Annotated in this window: 16 protein-coding genes; 3 read left to right on the forward strand and 13 right to left on the reverse strand. The window is 63.4% G+C overall.

Annotated features, from left to right (window positions below; translation table 11 throughout):
• Window positions 1-37 precede the first annotated feature (37 nt).
• From WIR04_RS19085 to WIR04_RS19100, 4 genes are read right to left on the reverse strand one after another with little or no spacing between them, the layout of a single operon-like run.
• A complete protein-coding gene (locus WIR04_RS19085) occupies window positions 38-352 on the reverse strand; it encodes a SctD/MshK family protein (RefSeq protein ID WP_025325435.1) in 315 nt (104 codons plus the stop codon).
• The gene (locus WIR04_RS19090) at window positions 345-992 is read right to left on the reverse strand and encodes an MSHA biogenesis protein MshJ (protein WP_338892651.1); all 648 of its coding nucleotides are present in this window, start codon (window positions 990-992) and stop codon (window positions 345-347) included. The genes WIR04_RS19085 and WIR04_RS19090 overlap by 8 nt, the downstream gene beginning before the upstream one ends.
• Window positions 992-1585: a PilN domain-containing protein gene (locus WIR04_RS19095; protein ID WP_338889042.1), complete on the reverse strand. Its 594-nt coding sequence runs from the start codon at window positions 1583-1585 to the stop codon at window positions 992-994. The genes WIR04_RS19090 and WIR04_RS19095 overlap by 1 nt, the downstream gene beginning before the upstream one ends.
• Complete coding sequence (locus tag WIR04_RS19100) at window positions 1582-2448, reverse strand: MSHA biogenesis protein MshI (protein WP_338889044.1); 867 nt, start codon at window positions 2446-2448, stop codon at window positions 1582-1584. Before WIR04_RS19100 ends, WIR04_RS19095 begins: the two co-directional genes overlap by 4 nt.
• Before the next feature lie 69 nt (window positions 2449-2517).
• On the opposite strand from WIR04_RS19100, the gene WIR04_RS19105 reads away from it, so the two are divergent.
• Complete coding sequence (locus WIR04_RS19105) at window positions 2518-3465, forward strand: 1-aminocyclopropane-1-carboxylate deaminase/D-cysteine desulfhydrase (RefSeq protein ID WP_338889046.1); 948 nt, start codon at window positions 2518-2520, stop codon at window positions 3463-3465.
• Between the two features lie 60 nt (window positions 3466-3525).
• Here the strand turns inward: WIR04_RS19105 and WIR04_RS19110 are convergent, their stop codons facing one another.
• Window positions 3526-5445: an EAL domain-containing protein gene (locus tag WIR04_RS19110; protein WP_338889048.1), complete on the reverse strand. Its 1920-nt coding sequence runs from the start codon at window positions 5443-5445 to the stop codon at window positions 3526-3528.
• A 509-nt stretch (window positions 5446-5954) separates the two neighbouring features.
• On the opposite strand from WIR04_RS19110, the gene WIR04_RS19115 reads away from it, so the two are divergent.
• Both WIR04_RS19115 and WIR04_RS19120 read left to right on the forward strand, forming a co-directional pair.
• On the forward strand, window positions 5955-7484 hold the full coding sequence (locus WIR04_RS19115; protein ID WP_338889050.1) for an EAL domain-containing protein: 1530 nt from the start codon (window positions 5955-5957) through the stop codon (window positions 7482-7484).
• Window positions 7485-7653: 169 nt separating this feature from the next.
• Window positions 7654-8751: a calcium:proton antiporter gene (locus WIR04_RS19120; RefSeq protein WP_025325428.1), complete on the forward strand. Its 1098-nt coding sequence runs from the start codon at window positions 7654-7656 to the stop codon at window positions 8749-8751.
• 201 nt (window positions 8752-8952) lie between these two features.
• Here WIR04_RS19120 and hutH read toward each other — a convergent pair whose 3' ends face one another.
• The 8 genes from hutH to ftsX form a co-directional block, all read right to left on the reverse strand.
• Window positions 8953-10485, reverse strand: a complete 1533-nt coding sequence (hutH, locus tag WIR04_RS19125; protein ID WP_338889053.1) for a histidine ammonia-lyase — start codon at window positions 10483-10485, stop codon at window positions 8953-8955.
• 1 nt (window position 10486) lies between these two features.
• Entirely contained in the window at window positions 10487-12190 is a 1704-nt protein-coding gene (hutU, locus tag WIR04_RS19130; protein ID WP_338889055.1) for a urocanate hydratase, read from the reverse strand.
• A gap of 65 nt (window positions 12191-12255) precedes the next feature.
• Complete coding sequence (hutG, locus tag WIR04_RS19135) at window positions 12256-13194, reverse strand: formimidoylglutamase (protein WP_338889057.1); 939 nt, start codon at window positions 13192-13194, stop codon at window positions 12256-12258.
• Window positions 13187-14422 (reverse strand): imidazolonepropionase, encoded by a 1236-nt coding sequence (gene hutI, locus WIR04_RS19140; RefSeq protein WP_338889059.1) that lies wholly within the window; start codon window positions 14420-14422, stop codon window positions 13187-13189. The genes hutG and hutI overlap by 8 nt, the downstream gene beginning before the upstream one ends.
• 155 nt (window positions 14423-14577) lie before the next feature.
• Entirely contained in the window at window positions 14578-15282 is a 705-nt protein-coding gene (hutC, locus tag WIR04_RS19145) for a histidine utilization repressor (protein WP_338889061.1), read from the reverse strand.
• Between the two features lie 11 nt (window positions 15283-15293).
• Window positions 15294-15953 carry a carbonate dehydratase gene (can, locus tag WIR04_RS19150; protein WP_025325422.1) on the reverse strand — a complete coding sequence of 220 codons (660 nt, stop codon included), beginning with the start codon at window positions 15951-15953 and terminating at the stop codon, window positions 15294-15296.
• A 186-nt stretch (window positions 15954-16139) separates the two neighbouring features.
• A complete protein-coding gene (gene rpoH, locus WIR04_RS19155) occupies window positions 16140-16994 on the reverse strand; it encodes an RNA polymerase sigma factor RpoH (protein WP_025325421.1) in 855 nt (284 codons plus the stop codon).
• A gap of 464 nt (window positions 16995-17458) precedes the next feature.
• Window positions 17459-18412, reverse strand: a complete 954-nt coding sequence (ftsX, locus tag WIR04_RS19160) for a permease-like cell division protein FtsX (protein ID WP_005323432.1) — start codon at window positions 18410-18412, stop codon at window positions 17459-17461.
• Between the last annotated feature and the right edge of the window lie 82 nt (window positions 18413-18494).

The raw sequence follows: 18494 nt of genomic DNA on the forward strand, positions 1-18494 counted from the left end.
ACAAACCTGGCCCGCAGCATCCCGCGCGGAACCGACTTCACATCCGGATCTTGCTGCCAAACAGGGTCAGTGTCTGACGCTTGCCCGCCTTCTCCAGTACCACGGCATCGGCGCTGATGCCCACCAGCAGGAAACCGTCTATCCGCTGCCCCACCCGATAGCTCTGACCGTTGAGCACCGCCAGCGCCGGTCCGTTGCCCAGAATGACGCTCTGCAACCTGGGCAGACCGTCTCCCTTACTCGGGCTCGCCGCCGCGCCGCTGCCGGCCAGGGGAGCGGTCGGATCCTGCAACACCTCCGCCTGAGCCAGCGGGCCCAGCAGGCAGCACAACAATGTCAGCCACTTAGCCACGAATGAACTCCTTGCTGGTGCTCAGGGTGTAGATTTCCATCTCCACCGCCGCCTTGGGGTACTCGACCACCCTGTAGTCGAACCCTTTCCAGTAGAAGTGGCGAGGCAGGGCCTCCAGCGCCTTCAGGTACTGGTAGACATCGAAATAGCCCCCCTCCAGCTGGAGCCGGATCCCGTGCTTGAACAGGTTGGCCTTCTGCTCGCCGGCCATCAGCGGCTCGGGCTTGAGGGAGGTGAGCGCCAGCATATGCAGGTTGGCGGAGCGAGACAACAAGGCTTCCAGCACGGCCGGCATCTCGTGGGCCGGGATCAGATCCACCGTCTGGGCCTTGAGCTCGGCGTCCAGCCGACCGAGGGACGCCTCCACGCCGGTCAGCTGCTGGCGCACCTGGGCATTCGGATCCCGCCCCAGCCGGGCCTGCTTGCCCTGATTCTCCAGGGTCAGGATCTCCAGATCCCGTTGCGCCGCCGTCAGCGCCTGCCGCTCCTGGCTCAGCCGGGTGTCGGCGGCATCCAGCCAGCCGTAGATCCCGGCCGCCCCCAGCAGAATGATGCCCGTCAGCAGGATCAAGACCCGCTCTCGCAGGCTGAGGGCGGCCACGCGCTGTGCCCAGGCCCGCCACTGTGCCGTCATCTCCATCATGGGGTCTCCCGTGCTATGCCGCTGAGCTGGAAGGCCAGCTGGCCTGCCTTGTCCCGGCTCAGGGTCAGCTCGCCAAACTGCTTGCCCGCCAGGGACGGGGTCTGCTTGAAGCGGTTCACCCAGGCAGGCACATCCTGACTGCGCTCGGCCACCCCGGAGAGATTGATGTGCCCGTCACTTATCTCGATCCGTTGCAGGGAGAGGCGGGCATCCCGCAGACGGGCCAGATCAGCCATCACGCTGGCGTAGCCCTGGGATTTTTGCAGGGAGAGGCTGCCGAGCTGGCGTATCAGCCCCTGCTTGGCAGTCAGCTCCTCACGCTTGTTGACCAGCTGCTGTTGCAGCTGACCGTCCGCCTGATGACGCGCCAGGGCGGCATCGAGCCGTGATGCCTCACTGCGCTGCACATCGAGCAGCGCACGCACCTGGGCCAGCTCACGGTCGACGCCCCGCTGTTGCCAGCCATAGAAAAAGGTGGCCGCAACCAGCAGCAGCAGGCAGCCGCCCCAAACCAAGGCCATCTGATTGAGGCTGGCCCACAGGCGCCTTGGCCTGAATTCGGCGCCATAGAGGTTGATATGGTGTTTCATCCTTCGCTCCTGCCAAGGGCGGCCCCGTAAGCGGAGAGATACTCGACGCCAGCGAGCACCGCCTTGTTGGCCATGGCGGACACCGGGAAGCCGAACGCCTGCTCCAGGTGGCGCACCAGGGTGCCGATGAAGGGGGAGCCGATGGCGAGCTGCATCTGGCCCGGCTCAGGCAGCTTGAGCTGACCCGCCAGGTAGTCGAGGGAGCGCTGGATCTCCAGCGTCAGCCCGTCGAGCATCCCCTGATCGGGCTCATGGGCACCGGTGAGGCTGACAAAGCCGCGCAGCGGGCGCGAGAAGCAGAGACCTCCCCGATAAAAGACCAGCAGTTGCAACTCCTGCCCCCTGGGCTGCCAGAGCAGCATGCGCACCGTCTGGTCCGCCTCGTAGAGGGCCGTCATGGCCAGCTCGTCGCTGACGATGGCATCCAGGGTCGCCACGCCGTTGACCGCGTCCGCCAGCTGCTGCACCCGGCTCTTGGGAACGCAGATCACGTTGATCCTCGGCCGGCCCGCAGGGGGAGTCGGCAGATCCACATAGTCCATGGCGAGCTGCAACACGGGTTCGTTGACGAAATCCTTGATGGCCCAGGGCAGGGCCCCCGCCATCTCGGCGTCGGGCACGGCGGGCTTGTCGATCTGGATCTGCTGATAAAGGCTGGCGGCCAGGGCCACCCTCACCTTAGACTTGGCCAGGCCATGCTGGGCAAACAGCTCCCCCATGGCCTTGGGCCAGTCGTTAGGGCCATTGATGGCGCGACTGGTAAAGATGGGGACGGGTTCCACACAAGCCAGCAGGATGCGATCGCTGGCCAACAGGAGTCCCACCTGATGGCTGGGGGGCGAACGTCGGAAAAGTGACTTCATCGAGACCTGGACCTGGCTGCATGAAACGGACTAAACCTTAACATAAACAGGCCATTAGCCTCCATATTTATGACAAACGATGCTTTGACCGCCAAGCAGGCGTCCTTAGGGGATGCCATCCTGGCCCCCGCCCAGCTCCCCTCCCCCCTGCACCCCGTCCACCACCCTCTGCTGGATGCCCAGGGCGTGCGGCTCTGGTGCAAGCGGGATGATCTGATCCACCCGACCCTCTCCGGCAACAAGTGGCGCAAGCTCAAGTACCACCTGCAACAGGCGCAGGCGCAGGGCAAGACCCACCTGCTGTCGTTTGGGGGGGCCTACTCCAATCACATCCACGCCCTGGCGGCGGCCGGACTCAGATCCGGGCTGCGCACCACGGGCATCATACGCGGTGAAGCCGTCACCGTCAGCAACGCAACCCTGAGTGCGGCCAAAGGCTGGGGAATGGATCTCGTTTTTGTGGACCGCCAGAGCTATCGGCGGCGCCAGGATCCGGACTGGCTGGCCCAGTTCGAGGCACCGGACACCCTGATAGTGCCGGAAGGGGGCAGCAGCCCGCTCGCCATCCCCGGGGTGGCCGAGCTGGTGGCCGAAGTGCCCTTCTCGCCGGATCTCTGGGTGCTGCCCTGCGCCAGCGGCGGCACCCTGGCGGGGCTCATCGCGGGCAAGCGGGAAAGAGAGCAGATCCTCGCCATCGCCGTGCTCAAGGGGGGCGCCTTCCTCCACGATGAGGTGTGCCGGCTCAACCCGGCGGCGGCCACCACCGACGGCTGGCGGATAGCCCAGGAGCACCACGACGGCGGTTACGCCAGGTTCAGCCCGGCCCTGTGGCAGTGGGTGCAGGCCTTCAGCGCCCACACAGGCCTGCCGCTGGAGCCCATCTACAGTGGCAAGGCGATGTGGGGACTGTTTCGGGAGCTGGCCGCGGGCCGGATCCCCCGCGGCAGCCAGGTGATCTTCATCCACACCGGCGGCCTGCAGGGGCTGGCGGGCCTCAGGGAGCAGGGCAGGCTGTAGGCCAGGGCGATTCAGGAGCCCGGAGAGGGGTCGGGTCGGCCACTGAACCAATCGGGCCCGTCAGGCGGGCATCAGCAGCCGCTCTGGTTCGGCGAACCAGGGCCCCTGGCCAGCGTGCACGCCGAGGTGGCGCAACATCTTCCACTCGTCGCCACTCTCCACCCCCACCGCAATCACCCGGGCCTGGGTATTGGCACAGCCCCCCACCAGGCTGCGCACCGCCATCTGGTTGACCTGACGAAGGTGGATCTCCCGCACCAGGCTGGGATGCAGCTTGAGGAAGTGGATCTCGAACTCCTTGATGTACTGGGTGCTCACCACATCCTGGCCGGCGTGATCTATGGCCAGTCGGCACCCCAGCATGCGCAGCGCCCGCAGTGGCCGCTTGAGCGCCTCGTAGTGACGGGTCACCTGGGACTCGGACAGTTGCAGTATCAGCCCCTCATTGATGCTGCGCGGCAGCTGGAACAGCTCGAAGAAGAGCTCTCGCTGGAACTCTCGGTTGAGCAGGTTCTGGGCGCTGAGGGAGAGGCTGACGGGGCAGCTCGACTCCGGTCGCTGGCGCAGCAGGCGCAGGGTCTGGGTGACCACCAGCCGGTCCAGCGGCAGCAGCAGGCCGGCCTTCTCCGCCATGGGCATGAAGACCCCCGCCTGCAACTCCCGCCCCTGCTCGTCATGGAGGCGGATCAGCAGCTCCTGTTGCAGCACCACCTGATCCCGCTCCTGCTGCACAGATTGCAGATAGAAGGAGATCCCCTGCTCCTCGATGCGACGGTTGATCAGGGTGCGCCAACGCACAGTCCCCTTGTTGCTCGCCTCCTCGTCCAGGGACTTCTCGTAGAGGAACCAGCCGCTGTGGCCCTGCAGCCGCGCGCTCTTGAGCGCCAGTTCGGCCTCTTCCTGCACCTTGAGCAGGGAGTCCTCTGCCTGATAACAGACGGCGCCGAGGTAGACGGCCGTCTCCAGATTGACCGACTCGGGCCAGTGCAGCCGCTGCAGGCTCTTGAGCAGCTGGCTGGCGCCGTCCACCATCTCGCTCTCGGACATGTTGGGCAGCAGCACGGCAAAGACCTGGCCGGCGTAGCGGGCCTGCAGGGCGCCGCTGTGCTTGCGCACGAAGGTACCGATGGAGGCGCTCGCCTCCATCAGCAGATCCTGGCTCGGGCGTCCGCTCAGCTCGGGATCCAGCTCCTCCAGCCCCGCCAGCTCGATCAGCAGCACGCCGCCGCTGATCACGCTCGCCTCCATGATGGCGTTTTCCAGACGGTTGTCGAAGAAGAGGCGGTTGCCTATGCCGGTCGTCTTGTCGACGAAGGCGTTGCTGCGGATGAAGTTGTCAAACCGGCTGCGCTCCTTGCGGGCATCGGCCAGCTCGGCCAGCAGATGGGTGAGGGCCTGGCTGGCGGAGAGGGGCCACTCGTCGGCGGGATCATGGGCCAGCTTGGTGAGCTTGCCATCCAGGATCAGCTGGGCCCGCTCCGCCAGCAGCTCGGCACCGCGCAGCTGCTGACGCAGCCAGCGGATCGAGTACCAGAGGCCGAACACCACTATGAAGACCCCGAGGGAGATGCCGAACATGGCCTGCATGGAGTACTCGAACTCCTTGAAGGGCCTGTCCAGCTTGAACTCGGCCTGCATGCCGACCTGATTGGGAATGGCCTTGCTGTAGGGGATCAGCAGACTCTCGTCCGTCTGCTGCTGCACATCGCGAAACCAGTAGACCCGCTGGCTGTCCTGGCGGATCTCCAGCTCGACCACGTGGGAGGCCCGCAGCAGGGAGGGCAGCCAGCGGGCAAGGGCCTGCTGATCGTCGGTCACCCCCAGCTGCTTGTCGATGATCTCCACCAGGGAGTCGACCCGGTTTTGCTGCAGCTCCATCCCCATCTGGCGGAAACTGAATACCCCGCCGAGCATCACCACGGCCATGGCCGCGATCACGCACAGCGTAATAAAGGAGACGAGTTGAGTGGTCAGTTTCATGTGCCTTTCCGTAGCCGACAGCATCCATAAGGCCTCATGGTATCAGCCTTGGCCAAACCCCGCCTATGGTTGAAGATCCCGCTTCTGCAAATAAGCGTCAGTGCCGCTCATGCCTGGGAGTGGGTCGCTTGTGAGGGGAAGAGACTCGGGAGAGGGGAAAATCGGACAACTGCTGGGCAGCGGACAGAAAAATGGTCCCACTGCGGGGACCAAAAGAAACACTCATATCAAAACTAACACTCTGTGCTACTGACAAAAATAGATACAGGAGTATTGAACACACGGTGAGTCAAACCGCACCGCTACTCTAGCCATTTCAGATAAGCTGGACAATTGTCATTTATGACAGGTCAGCGATTGAATCTTCACCACTCGTTTTGTCATATTGTTGTTTATCAATGAATTATGATTGTTGTTCCAAGTGTGACCGATACGACTCAAATCGATGCAGCTAATGCTATGATGTTGCCATCCATTTGTATCCCATGCCCCCACCAGGCAGGTACCCCTTGCGACGAGCCTCTCCCTTCTGGATCAGTCTGCTGCTGCTCTGCCTTCCCGTGCTGGCGAGCCTGCCCCTCAGCCAGCTGCTGGGCAATCCCCTGGCCCACCAGCTGCTGCAACAGAAGAAGGCGCAGATAGAGGCCGCGCTGGCGGAGCGCCACGAGGCGCTGGATCAGAGCATTCGCTCCCAGCTATCCAGGTTCGCCTTCGATTGCGGCCCCGCAGACATGACCCTGCTGCGGGCTCCCCGTTTCTACAGTCGCCACATCCGGCTGCAGGGGCTCAAGCTCGCCTCCGGCGGCGGTTGTTCCAGTCTGGGGGAGGATTTCCCCCTTGCCTCAGTCGAGCTGCCCCCCTATCCCGAACAGGAGCAGTTTGGCCTCGCGGCCACCCAGCCCCGCTTCAATACCGAACAGGAGGTCGTCGCCTATTACAGGAAGGGTGACAACATTGCCTACTGGGTGCTGAACAACAGCTGGAGCCACGATCAGCTGCAATCCCCCTGCCCTAGCTGCTTCTATCTCGAGTTTAGCCAGCAGAGCCCGGGCAAGGTCACCACCTTCTTCCCCCGTGGCGACCAGTCCATCAAGCAGGAGCCTGGCAACCAGAGCCTGAGCTTCTCCTCTCCGGATCCCCAGATCAGGCAGACCCTGTGGGCGGGCAAGGCGCTGGAGGAGTATGCGAAGCGGCAGGCCCGCCACTATGGCCTCTTGTATGGCGGTGCACTGGGACTCCTGCTGGTCGCCGCCTACTGGGTGCTGCGCAACTACCGCCGCTCCCTCAAGGGGCTGCTGCAGGCAGCCCTGGCGCGGCGCGAGTTCGTCCCCTTCTATCAACCCATAGTGGACAGTCGCAGCAAAAAGGTGGTCGGTTTCGAGGCGCTGCTGCGCTGGCAGCGGGGTCGGGAGTTGGTTCCCCCGGGCACCTTCATCGACTATGCGGAGGAGCAGGGGCTGATCCTGCCCATGACGGAGCAACTGCTGGAGAGGGTCATCGCGGATCTGCCCTGGCTGGAGCCGACCCAGTGGGTCAGCGTCAACATAGTGGCCGCCCACCTGGAACAACCCCATCTGCGGCACCTGTTGCAGCGCCACGACTGGCCCTCCCCGGCCAGACTCACCTTCGAGCTGACCGAGCGCAAGCCGATCACCGATATCAAGGCGGCCATGGGGGAGATAGCGCAACACCAGGCGAAGGGGTATCACTTCAAGCTGGATGACTTCGGCACAGGTTATGGCGGTTTCGCCTACCTGCAGCGCCTCGGCATCCGCCAGATCAAGATCGACAAGATGTTCGTCGACACCATAGGCACAGACGATCTCAAGCGCACCCTGCTGGACTCCATCATCGCCTTCGGCCGTGAATCCGACATGGAGATGATAGCCGAGGGGGTCGAGACCCAGGAGCAGGTCGACTACCTGCACCGCCATGGGGTCCACCTGATCCAGGGCTATGTCTATGCTAAACCCATGGCCCTCCACAAGCTGAAGATCTGGCTGCTGGCATGGCGGCAGAGCCAGCCCGGCGGGCAGTGAGAGGGAAACATCAGGGTCCCCGCCCGGGGATCCTCATCTCTTGCAACAAAATGATTCTCCTCTGACGGGACAACTCCCTTTATCATGGACTGGCGCGCCACCCCTGTGGCGCGACCTGTTGTCTCCCTACCCGTCGGCCACGGCCGCCCCGAGATGAGAACCACTGCCTATGAAGTCATTTATCCGGCAAGAGATTGCCCTGCCCGTTGGCCTGCTGACCCTGCTCTTCTTCAAGACCCTGGGCAGCGACCTGCTGACAGAAGCAACCCCCCTTGCGGTTTACCTGCCGGTGTCACTGGCCCTGCTCGCCATCGTCACCTGGGCCATCTTCTCCGTCGTGCGTCACTCCGACGCCCTGGCCATCAAGCTGGGTGAACCTTTCGGCACCCTGATCCTGACCCTGTCGGTCATCTCCCTCGAAGTGGTGATGATCTCCTCCGTGATGCTGACCGGCGACCCCAACCCCACCATGGCCCGCGACACCATGTTCGCCGTGGTGATGCTGGTGACCAACGGTCTGGTGGGCTTCACCCTGCTGTTTGGCGGCTGGCGCTATCACACCCAGAACTTCAATCTGGACGGGGTCAAATCTTACCTGGTCGCCATCATTCCCCTGGCCCTGCTCTGCCTGGTGCTGCCGAACTTCACCCGGGGCGGTACCCTTGGCAGCATGTCCAGCGCCATGTCCTGGATGCTGATCATCATCTCGGTGCTGCTCTACGGCGTCTTCCTGCTGATCCAGACCCGCAGCCACAGCCACTTCTTCGTCGACAGCGACCACGAGGATCACGAGGAGCACCACGGCATACTGCGCAGCAACGTCTATCACACCCTGCTGCTGCTCGCCTACCTGGTGGTGGTGATACTGCTGGCCAAGACCCTGGCCATCCCCATCAACTACGGGGTCCATGTGCTGGAGGCACCGGCTGCGCTGGGCGGCTTCATCGTGGCCTGTATAGTGCTCGCACCTGAAGCCGTGGGCGCCATCAAGGCCGCCTTCAACAACCAGTTGCAGCGCGCCATGAACCTCTACTTCGGTTCGGTGCTGGCCACCATAGCCCTGACGGTCCCCTCTGTGCTGTTCATCGGCTCCCTGCTCGGGCAGGAGGTGCGCCTCGGCCTCTCCCCTGCCGACATGGTGCTGCTCATCACCACTCTCATGGTGTGCAAGGTGACCTTCAGCAGTGGCCGCACCAATGTGCTCCATGGCGCCACCCATCTGGTGTTGTTTGTCGTTTATCTGTTCCTGATGTTCGAGCACGAATAACCGGCGCCAGCGCTCAGCGGGTACTGTTCGTGGTCTAGCTGTTACTGATGTTCGAACACGAATAGCCGGCGCCAGCGCTCAGCGGGTACTGTTCGTGGTCTAGCCGTTCCTGATGTTCGAACACGAATAACCGCATCCAGCCAGCGCCAGAAACGCAAAGACCGCCCATCGGGCGGTCTTTTGTTATGAGCGGATAGCCGCTTAGAGGCTCGGCAGCACCCCGGCCGGGATCAGATCGTTGTAGCTGGCTCGCCCCAGCAGGGCGGCGGCGGCCTCGATGTCCGGCGAGAAGTACCTGTCCTTGTCGTAGAAGCTGACCTCTTCACGCAGTCGTCCCTTGGCCAGCTCGATGAGCTCTGTGCTGCGCAGGGGGGCGCGGAAGTCGAGTCCTTGAGCCGCGGCGAGCAGTTCCACCGCCAGTATGCCGCGGGTGTTCTCCGCCATGTCCGCCAGACGGCGACCGGCGAAGGTGGCCATGGAGACGTGATCCTCCTGGTTGGCAGACGTCGGCAGGCTGTCCACCGAGGCCGGGTGGGCCAGGGTCTTGTTCTCGGAGGCCAGTGCCGCCGAGGTAACCTGGGCGATCATGAAGCCGGAATTCACCCCACCGTTGTTGACCAGGAAGGCGGGCAGGCCCGACATCCGGGAATCGATCAGCAGCGCCATGCGTCGCTCGGACAGCGACCCGATCTCGGCGATGGCAAGGGCCAGGTTGTCGGCGGCGAAGGCCACCGGCTCGGCGTGGAAGTTGCCGCCGGAGAGGATCTCTTCATCCTCGGCAAACACCAGGGGGTTGTCTGAGACCGCGTTGGCCTCGCACACCAGCACCTCGGCGGCGTGACGGATCTGGGCCAGACAGGCCCCCATTACCTGCGGCTGGCAGCGCAGTGAGTAGGGATCCTGCACCTTCTCGCAGTTGTGATGGGACATGCCGATCTCGCTGCCATCCACCAGCAGGTGGCGGTAGCAGGCGGCGGCCTCGATCTGGCCACGCTGACCGCGCACTTCATGGATGCGGGCATCGAACGGACGGCGACTGCCCAGGGCAGCCTCCACGCTCATGGCACCTATGGTGATGGCGCCGGCGAACAGATCCTCGGCGTGGAACAGCCCCTCCAGCGCGAACGCCGTGCTGGCCTGGGTGCCGTTGAGCAGTGCCAGCCCCTCCTTGGGTGCCAGGGCGATGGGCTCCAAGCCCGCAATCTTGAGCGCAGTGGCGGCGTCGATCAGCTCGCCCTTGTGGCGGGCCTTGCCTTCGCCTATCAGCAGGCAGCTCATGTGGGCCAGGGGGGCCAGGTCGCCAGAGGCGCCGACGGAGCCCTTCTTCGGCACCACGGGGTACACCTCGGCGTTGATGAGGGTCATCAGGGCCTCGAGCACCTCCAGCCGAATGCCTGAAAATCCCCGGGCGAGCGAGTTGACCTTGAGCACCATCATCAGCCGCACGGTAGCGTCATCCATGTACTCGCCAATCCCGGCGGCGTGGGAGAGCACGATGGAGCGCTGCAGTTCATCCAGCTGCTCCACCGGGATACGGGTGTTGGCCAGCAGGCCAAAGCCGGTGTTGATGCCGTACACCACGCGGTTTTGCTCGATCACCTTGGTGACCACGGCTGCGGAGGCGTGGATCCCCGGCAGGGCGGACGAGTCCAGGCTGACATGGACAGGCTCGCGGCTGACGCGGCGCAGGGTGGCGAGGCAGAGCTTGCCCGGTTGCAGATTGAGTTCAAACATCTTATTTCACCCCTTTGCCAGCTGTGTTCAGCATCGGCAGATCCAGTTTCGCCTCTTGGGCACAGTTGATGGCAATCTCGTAGCCCGCGTCCGCGTGGCGCATCACACCGGTGGCTGGATCGTTGCGCAGCACGCGGCCGACCCGCTTGGCGGCGTCGTCGCTGCCGTCACAGACGATCACCACCCCGGAGTGTTGGGAGAAGCCCATGCCGACCCCACCACCGTGGTGCAGGGAGACCCAGGTAGCGCCGCCTGCGGTGTTCAGCATGGCGTTGAGCAGGGGCCAGTCGGAGACGGCGTCCGAGCCATCCATCATGGATTCGGTCTCCCGGTTCGGGCTCGCCACCGAGCCGGAGTCCAGGTGGTCGCGGCCGATGACCACGGGCGCTTTCAGCTCGCCATTCTTCACCATCTCGTTGAAGGCCAGGCCCAGGCGTACCCGATCCTTGACTCCGACCCAGCAGATCCGAGCCGGCAGGCCCTGGAAGGCGATGCGCTCGCGGGCCATGTCGAGCCAGTTGTGCAGGTGGGGATCGTCCGGGATCAGCTCCTTCACCTTCTGGTCGGTCTTGTAGATGTCTTCCGGATCCCCGGACAGGGCTACCCAGCGGAAGGGGCCTATGCCCTCGCAGAACAGCGGGCGAATATAGGCCGGTACGAAGCCCGGGAAGTCGAAGGCATTTTTCACCCCTTCTTCCAGCGCCATCTGGCGGATGTTATTCCCATAATCGAGCGTGGCAGCACCACGGGCTTGCAGGGTCAGCATGGCTTCCACCTGGCGGGCCATGGAGTGACGAGCCGCCTGGTTCACCTCCTGGGGGGCGGATTTTTGCAGCTCACGCCACTGGGCGACGCTCCAACCCTGGGGCAGGTAGCCGTGGATGGGGTCGTGGGCCGAGGTCTGGTCGGTCACCACGTCCGGGGTGATGCCACGGGCCACCAGCTCGGCGAAGACGTCGGCGGCGTTGCCGAGCAGGCCGACGGAGACGGCACTGCCGCTGCGTTTGGCTTCCTCGACCATGGCCAGCGCCTCATCCAGGCTGTGGGCCTTCTTGTCGACGTAGCGGGTCTTGAGGCGGAAATCGATGCGGGTCTCGTCGCACTCCACGGCGATCATGGAGAAGCCGGCCATGGTGGCGGCCAGGGGCTGGGCGCCGCCCATGCCACCCAGACCGCCGGTGAGGATCCAGCGTCCTTTCGGTTCGCCGTTGAAGTGCTGGTTAGCCACCGCAAAGAAGGTCTCGTAGGTGCCCTGCACTATCCCCTGGGTGCCTATGTAGATCCAGGAGCCGGCGGTCATCTGGCCGTACATCATCAGACCCTTCTTGTCGAGCTCGTTGAAGTGCTCCCAGTTGGCCCAGTGGGGCACTAGGTTGGAGTTGGCGATCAGCACCCGGGGCGCGTCCTTGTGGGTCTGGAACACCCCGACCGGCTTGCCGGATTGCACCAGCAGGGTCTGGTCGTCCTCGAGACGGGTCAGCACCTCGACGATCTTGTCGTAGCAGGCCCAGTTGCGGGCGGCGCGGCCTATACCGCCATAGACCACCAGGGACTGGGGATGCTCGGCCACCTCCGGATCCAGGTTGTTCATCAGCATCCGCAGGGGCGCCTCGGTCAGCCAGCTCTTGGCGGTCAGCTCGGTGCCGCGGGGGGCACGGATGACCCGGCTCGGGTCGTGACGGGGATCCTGGTGTTGCACAGACATAGACACTCCTTGTTTATCAATGCAGCCGCCATGCGGGGGCACAGTACCCCTGGCGAGTCGGCCGGCTACTTGGTGAGTTGATGGACCAGCCGGGCGGCCACGCGGGCGCTGCGGCTGTCCAGATCCAGACTCGGGTTGTACTCGGCCAGATCGGCAAGCCTGAGCTTGCCGCTGGCCCGGATATGGGCGATCAGGGGTTCGATGACGGCCAGCTCGACGCCGCGGGCGGCGGGGGCGCTCACCCCCGGCATCAGGTTGGCGGGTAGCACGTCGAGATCGATGGTGAGGTAGAGGTGATCGCAGCGGGCGATAAAGGCGTCCAGCCCCGCCAGCAACACCGGCAGCTCGGCCTGGGTCATCTCCTCGTCCAGCACATGCCAGACCCCCAGCGTCTCGGCGCGGGCAAAGAGCGCCGCCGTGTTGGCGGTCTCGGCCACCCCGAGGCATGCGTAGGTAAAGGGCGTACCCTGGGCGGCGCACTGCTCGGCTATCTGGAAGAAGGGGGTGCCTGAGCTGGCGTACTCCTGCTTCATGCGCAGATCGAAGTGGGCATCGAAGTTGATGATGCCGACCCGCCCCTTGCCACCCAGATGGCGATTGAGGCCGCTCCAGCTGCCGAAGGCCACCTCGTGACCACCTCCCAGCACCAGCGGGAAGTGTCCCAGATCCAGCGCACGGGCGACCCGCTCGGCCAGCCTGTCGTGGGCGGCATCGAGATCGCCGTCCTCGCAGGCCAGATCGCCGCCGTCATGGACGGGACGGCCCAGGTGCCAGGCGGTGTTGGCGAGCAGCTTGCGCACCGCCAGCGGGGCAGCGGCGGCGCCGACCCGCCCCTTGTTGCGGCGCACCCCTTCGTCACAGGCAAAACCGAGCAGCACCACGCCGGGCTCGCTGTCGTCTTGCCAGGGCTGCACCTTGTCGTGCCAGCGCAGGGCCAGTTCACCATCTTCCGGATCCCGGCGCCCCTGCCAGACCGACATGTCGGCCATGTTGAACTTATCCATGGAGCGTCTCCTCCCCGTCGAGAACCCGGCTGACCAGCTGATCGACCCCGATCAGGTAGCTGATCTCCGAGGGATGGGTGCAATTCCAGACCAGAAAATCGGCCTGCATGCCCACTCTCAGCTGCCCCAGACGCTCCTGCTCGCCGAGCGCCCGGGCGGCGTGACGGGTCACCCCGGCCATGGCCTCGACCGGGGTCAGGCCGAACAGGGTGCAGGCCATGTTCATGGCCATGCGCAGGGAGACGATGGGAGCCGTGCCCGGGTTGATGTCGGAGGAGACCGCCATGGGCACACCCGCCTTGCGCAGGGCGGCGACCGGCGGCAGCTTGGCCTCTTTGAGGAAGTAGAAGGCGGTGGGCAGCAGGGTGGCGACCACGCCACGGTGGGCCAGCGCCTGGATCCCGTCCTGATCCAGATACTCCAGATGATCCACCGAGAGGGCACCGAAATTGGCGGCGAGGGTGCTGCCCCCCAGGTTGGAGAGCTGATCCATATGACCCTTCACCGCGAGATTGTACTGATCCGCCGCCAGATAGACCTGCTCGGTCTGGGCCAGGGAGAAGCCGATGTGCTCGCAGAAGACGTCCACCGCATCCGCCAGACCCGCCTCGGCGGCCGCCGGGATGATCTCCTGGCAGATGGTCTCGACCCAGGAGTCGGGATCGTCGCGGTACTCCGGCGGCACCGCATGGGCGGCCAGCAAGGTGGTCTTGACCCGGATGGGCAGCGTCTCCCCCAGCCGACGGGCGACCCGCAGCATCTTGAGCTCGTCCACCAGGGTGAGGCCATAGCCGGACTTGATCTCCACAGTGGTGACCCCTTCCCGGATCAGGGACTTGATCCTCGGCACCGCCAGCTCATAGAGCCGATCCTCGCTGGCCGCGCGGGTGGCCCGCACGGTGGAGAGGATGCCACCCCCCTTGCGGGCGATGTCGCTGTAGGGTACGCCCTGCTGGCGCAGCTCGAACTCCTCGGCCCGGCTGCCGGCAAAGATGAGGTGGGTGTGGCAGTCGATGAGGCCAGGAGTCACCAGCCTGCCCTTCATGTCACGCCAGTGGGCGGGATGGGGTCCCTTGAGATCCTGCATGGGGACCAGGGCGTGGATCCTGCCTTCATGCACGCCGAGGGCATGGGGTTCCAGCAGACCGTAGTCCGCCAGATCGGAGCGCAGGGTGGCGGGTGTCACGTTGAGCCAGACCCGCTCGCAGTTCAACAGTTCCTTGTTCATACCGACCTCTAAATGTATATACAATAATTTATAGCCGATCTCTGGCGAGAAAGAAAGGATCAAGTTCACATCTTGATAACAGCGGTTTCATTAGAGTTTAAGCACAAAAAAGCCCACCAAAGGGTGGGCTCTTAAAGCAAGATATGTATATACAATCAGGCCAATCGGGTCTTGGAGCTCAGCTTGTAGCGGGAGCCTGGCGAGAGCAGCCTGGCGTAGGAGACCAGGAAGCCATCCGACCAGGTGCGGCGATGCAGCAGCAGGCAGGGGGTATCGACCCTCACCTGCAGCAGGCCCGCCTCGCCGGCGCTCGGCAGCGCAGCCTCCACCACGTGCTCCATCTCGGAGAGGGGGCAGACTTCCATCAGATAGCTGTTCGGCGTCTGTTTCGTGAAGTCCTGCTCGCCATAGCCGGGCAGGCGCTCGGCATCGACGAAACGCTCCTCCAGTTGCAGCGGCTCCCCATCGGCCTGATGGACGATGAGGCTGTGGAAGGTGGGCGCCCCGACCCGCAAACCCAGTCGCACCGCCACCTTCTCGTCCGCAGCCTGGCGCTGCAGGCGGATCACCCGGGCGCTGTACTGGCTGCCCCGCTCGGCGATCTCGTCGGCTATGTTGCGAATGGCCAGCAGCGGCGACTCGGCACGCCTGTCCGCCACGAAGCTGCCGGAGCCGGCGGTGCGATTGAGCCAGCCCTCGGCTACCAGTTCACGCAGCGCCTTGTTGACCGTCATCCGGCTCACGGCAAACTGCTCGCACAGGGCGGCCTCGGTCGGGATCCTGTCGCCTGCCTGATAGTGGCGTTCGCGGATCCCGTCCAGGATGTGCTGTTTGATCTGCAGATAGAGGGCGGGTGCCACCGATGGGTTCCTCAGCGACGACGGTGAGGCGGACGCATGTCCGGCCAGGCACGGTAGACGTCCGGGATCTGATCAGGGCCGCTGATGCAGAGATCGAGATCGTGCAGCAGACCGTCCTTGATGCCGTAGATCCAGCCGTGCACCGCCAGCTCCTGCCCCTTGCGCCAGGCATTCTGGATGATGGTGGTGTGGCAGACGTTGGCAACCTGCTCGGCCACGTTCAGCTCGCACAGGTAGTCGAAGCGCTCGTGCTCATCCTCGATGGCTTCGAGCTGTTCGCCGTACTTGAAATAGACATCCTTGATGTTGCGCAGCCAGTTGTCGATGAGGCCCAGCTCCTGGTTCTGCATCGCCGCCTTGACGCCGCCGCAACCGTAGTGGCCGCAGACGATGATGTGCTTCACCTTGAGCACCTCCACCGCGTATTGCAGCACCGAGAGGCAGTTGAAATCGGTATGCACCACCAGATTGGCGACGTTGCGGTGGACGAAGACATCCCCCGGCAGCAGCCCCATCAGCTGGTTGGCGGGTACCCGGCTGTCGGAGCAGCCGATCCAGAGGTATTCGGGCGCCTGCTGGGCGGAGAGGGTAGCGAAGAAATCGGGATCTTCGGCCTTGATCCGTTCCGCCCACTCGCGGTTATTGGTAAACAGGTCGTTCAACAGTTTCACTTCTGCTCTCCCTAACTGTGGCAGTGGCGGCAACATACCATACACAAGGGTAACCAAGGCAAGGCCGACCAGATCCCGATGAAACAAAAACAGGGCCATCAGGCCCTGTTTTCTACAAGAGAATGCCCTCAGGCATCCATGGCGTCTTTCAGTTTCTTGAGCGGTTCACAGGCTCGGCGAATGCCCTCAAGCGGCCATCGCATCCTTCAGCTTCTTGAGCGCGTTCTTCTCAAGCTGACGCACACGCTCGGCGGACACACCGTAGTTGTCTGCCAGCTCCTGCAAGGTGGTCTTGCTCTCCTCATCCAGCCAGCGGGCGCGGATGATGTGCTGGCTGCGCTCGTCCAGGGTGGCCATGGCCGCACTCAGGCGACGGGTGGCGTGGCTGTCCCAGTTGTCGTTCTCTATGGTGGCGGCCAGATCGGAAGACTTGTCTTCCAGATAATGGACGGGGGCGAAGCCACCTTCATCCTCATCGTCACCGACCAGATCGAAGGCCTGATCGTAGTTGCTCATGCGCGCTTCCATCTCGGTGACGTCCGCGGCAGAAACCCCGAGATCCGCGGCAACGGCCTGCACCTCTTCGTGATTCAGCCAGCCCAGACGCTTCTTGGACTTGCGCAGGTTGAAGAACAGCTTGCGCTGGGCCTTGGTGGTGGCCACCTTGACCATGCGCCAGTTGCGCAGCACATATTCGTGGATCTCGGCCTTGATCCAGTGCACGGCGAAGGAGACCAGACGCACCCCGACACTCGGGTCGAAGCGCTTGACCGCCTTCATCAGGCCGATATTGCCTTCCTGCACCAGATCGGCCTGAGGCAGGCCATAGCCGGAGTAGCTCTTGGCCACGTGAACGACAAAACGCAGATGCGACATGACCAGCTGACGGGCAGCCTCGAGATCGCCACCCTGCTGCAAACGCATCGCCAGTTCACGCTCTTCCTCCGCGCTCAGCACGGGGATCGAGTTGACGGCTTGGATATAGCCTTCCAGACTACCTTGCGGAATCAGAGCCATAGTGCGTTGCAATGAAGTTCCCATGTTCTACCTCTTACTTTTCAATCGAATCAGTCTAACACCCTGAGAGGGCCTGTCTACTGACCGGGTGCCAATCTGCGGCCCACATCAAACATAAGTCAAACATCGGCCCCAGCATGAACCCGGCCTATCTTAGGCTGACGGGATGAATCATAAATGAACGGTCAAAAAAAAGGGGTCACAGTGAAGGACCCCTGAAAAGTAGCATGCTAAGTCCATTGTTGCGGAGCTCGCAACCTTCACATGCTTGCCAAGTCAGACGAGCAAGGCAGAGGGGCCACACCCGTATAAATTCTGTTGCACTAGATAGACTGTTTATAAATCAAAAGGTTCACAGGATCCAAATATGATCCTTGGTGCAGGCCTCATTCAGATTACTCTGAGAAAGTGACCCGTGCCAGAAACGGGCCACTCTTTTACTTGATCCAGTTCGCAAAATCCAGCGCTTTAAAATGCTGATAAATTAATCAGGATGGTTCTATGTCGCGAATGTGCCTGTGAACCGAGAACCAGGACGCAATCAGCCCCAGCAAGGCCCCCAACAGTATGAGATTGAAGCCGTCGAACGCCCCCATCCCCACCAGCCGGAAGTTGCTGTTGTAAAGCCCCGCCAGCTCCTTCACCACCCCCTCGCTCCAGATCACCATGACCTCGGTCAGCCACCAGGCCAGCATGCCGCCGATGACCCCGAACCAGATGCCGGTGTAGAGGAAGGGACGGTGAATGAAGGCGTCGGTCGCCCCCACCAGCTTGAGCACTTCGATCTCGGAGCGCTGGTTGAGGATATTGAGGCGAAGGGTGTTGCCGACGATCAGCAGCACGGCGGAGAGCAGCAGCACGGCGATGCCTGTGATGGTGTGGCGCAGCAGATTCATGATCCCCTGCAGCCGGGTCAGCCACTGCAGATCCAGCTTGCCCTGCTCGATACCGGGCTCGTTCTCCAGCTTGGCGAGCAGCTCGGCGGCCCCTTCCGGATTCTGCCAGCGCGGATCCGGGATCACGCTCAGCACAGGCGGCAACGGGTTGCTGTCGAGGTAGTCGAGGGCATCGCCGAAGCCGGAGATCTCGCGAAACTCCTTGAGCGCCTCGTCCCGGTTCATGTAGGTGACGGACTCCACCTCGGGATAGAGCAGGATCCGCTGCTTCATGTCGAGGATGCTCTGCTCCGGCAGATCCTTGCGCAGATAGAGGGAGATCTGGGAGCTGGTCTGCCAGCTCCCTTCCACCACTTCGGCGTTTTTCAGCAGCACGTGGAAGCAGGAGGGGAGCGCCAGACTGACACCGAGCACTGCCAGCGTCATCAGGGAGGCGAGCGGATTGCGCCACAGCTCTCCCAGACTGGCAAAGGCCTGACGCACGTGGTCCACGCCGTACATCATCAGACGGCGCAGCGGCGGCTGTTTATGACGAACAATAGCCATCAGAACTCCCTCCCCTGTCGAATATCGGCGACCTGATCCATCCGAGTGACCATCATCAGAGGGCACAGAGGGGGCTGTTTAT

The organism is Aeromonas rivipollensis (assembly GCF_037811135.1).
Classification (GTDB): Bacteria; Pseudomonadota; Gammaproteobacteria; order Enterobacterales; family Aeromonadaceae; genus Aeromonas; species Aeromonas rivipollensis.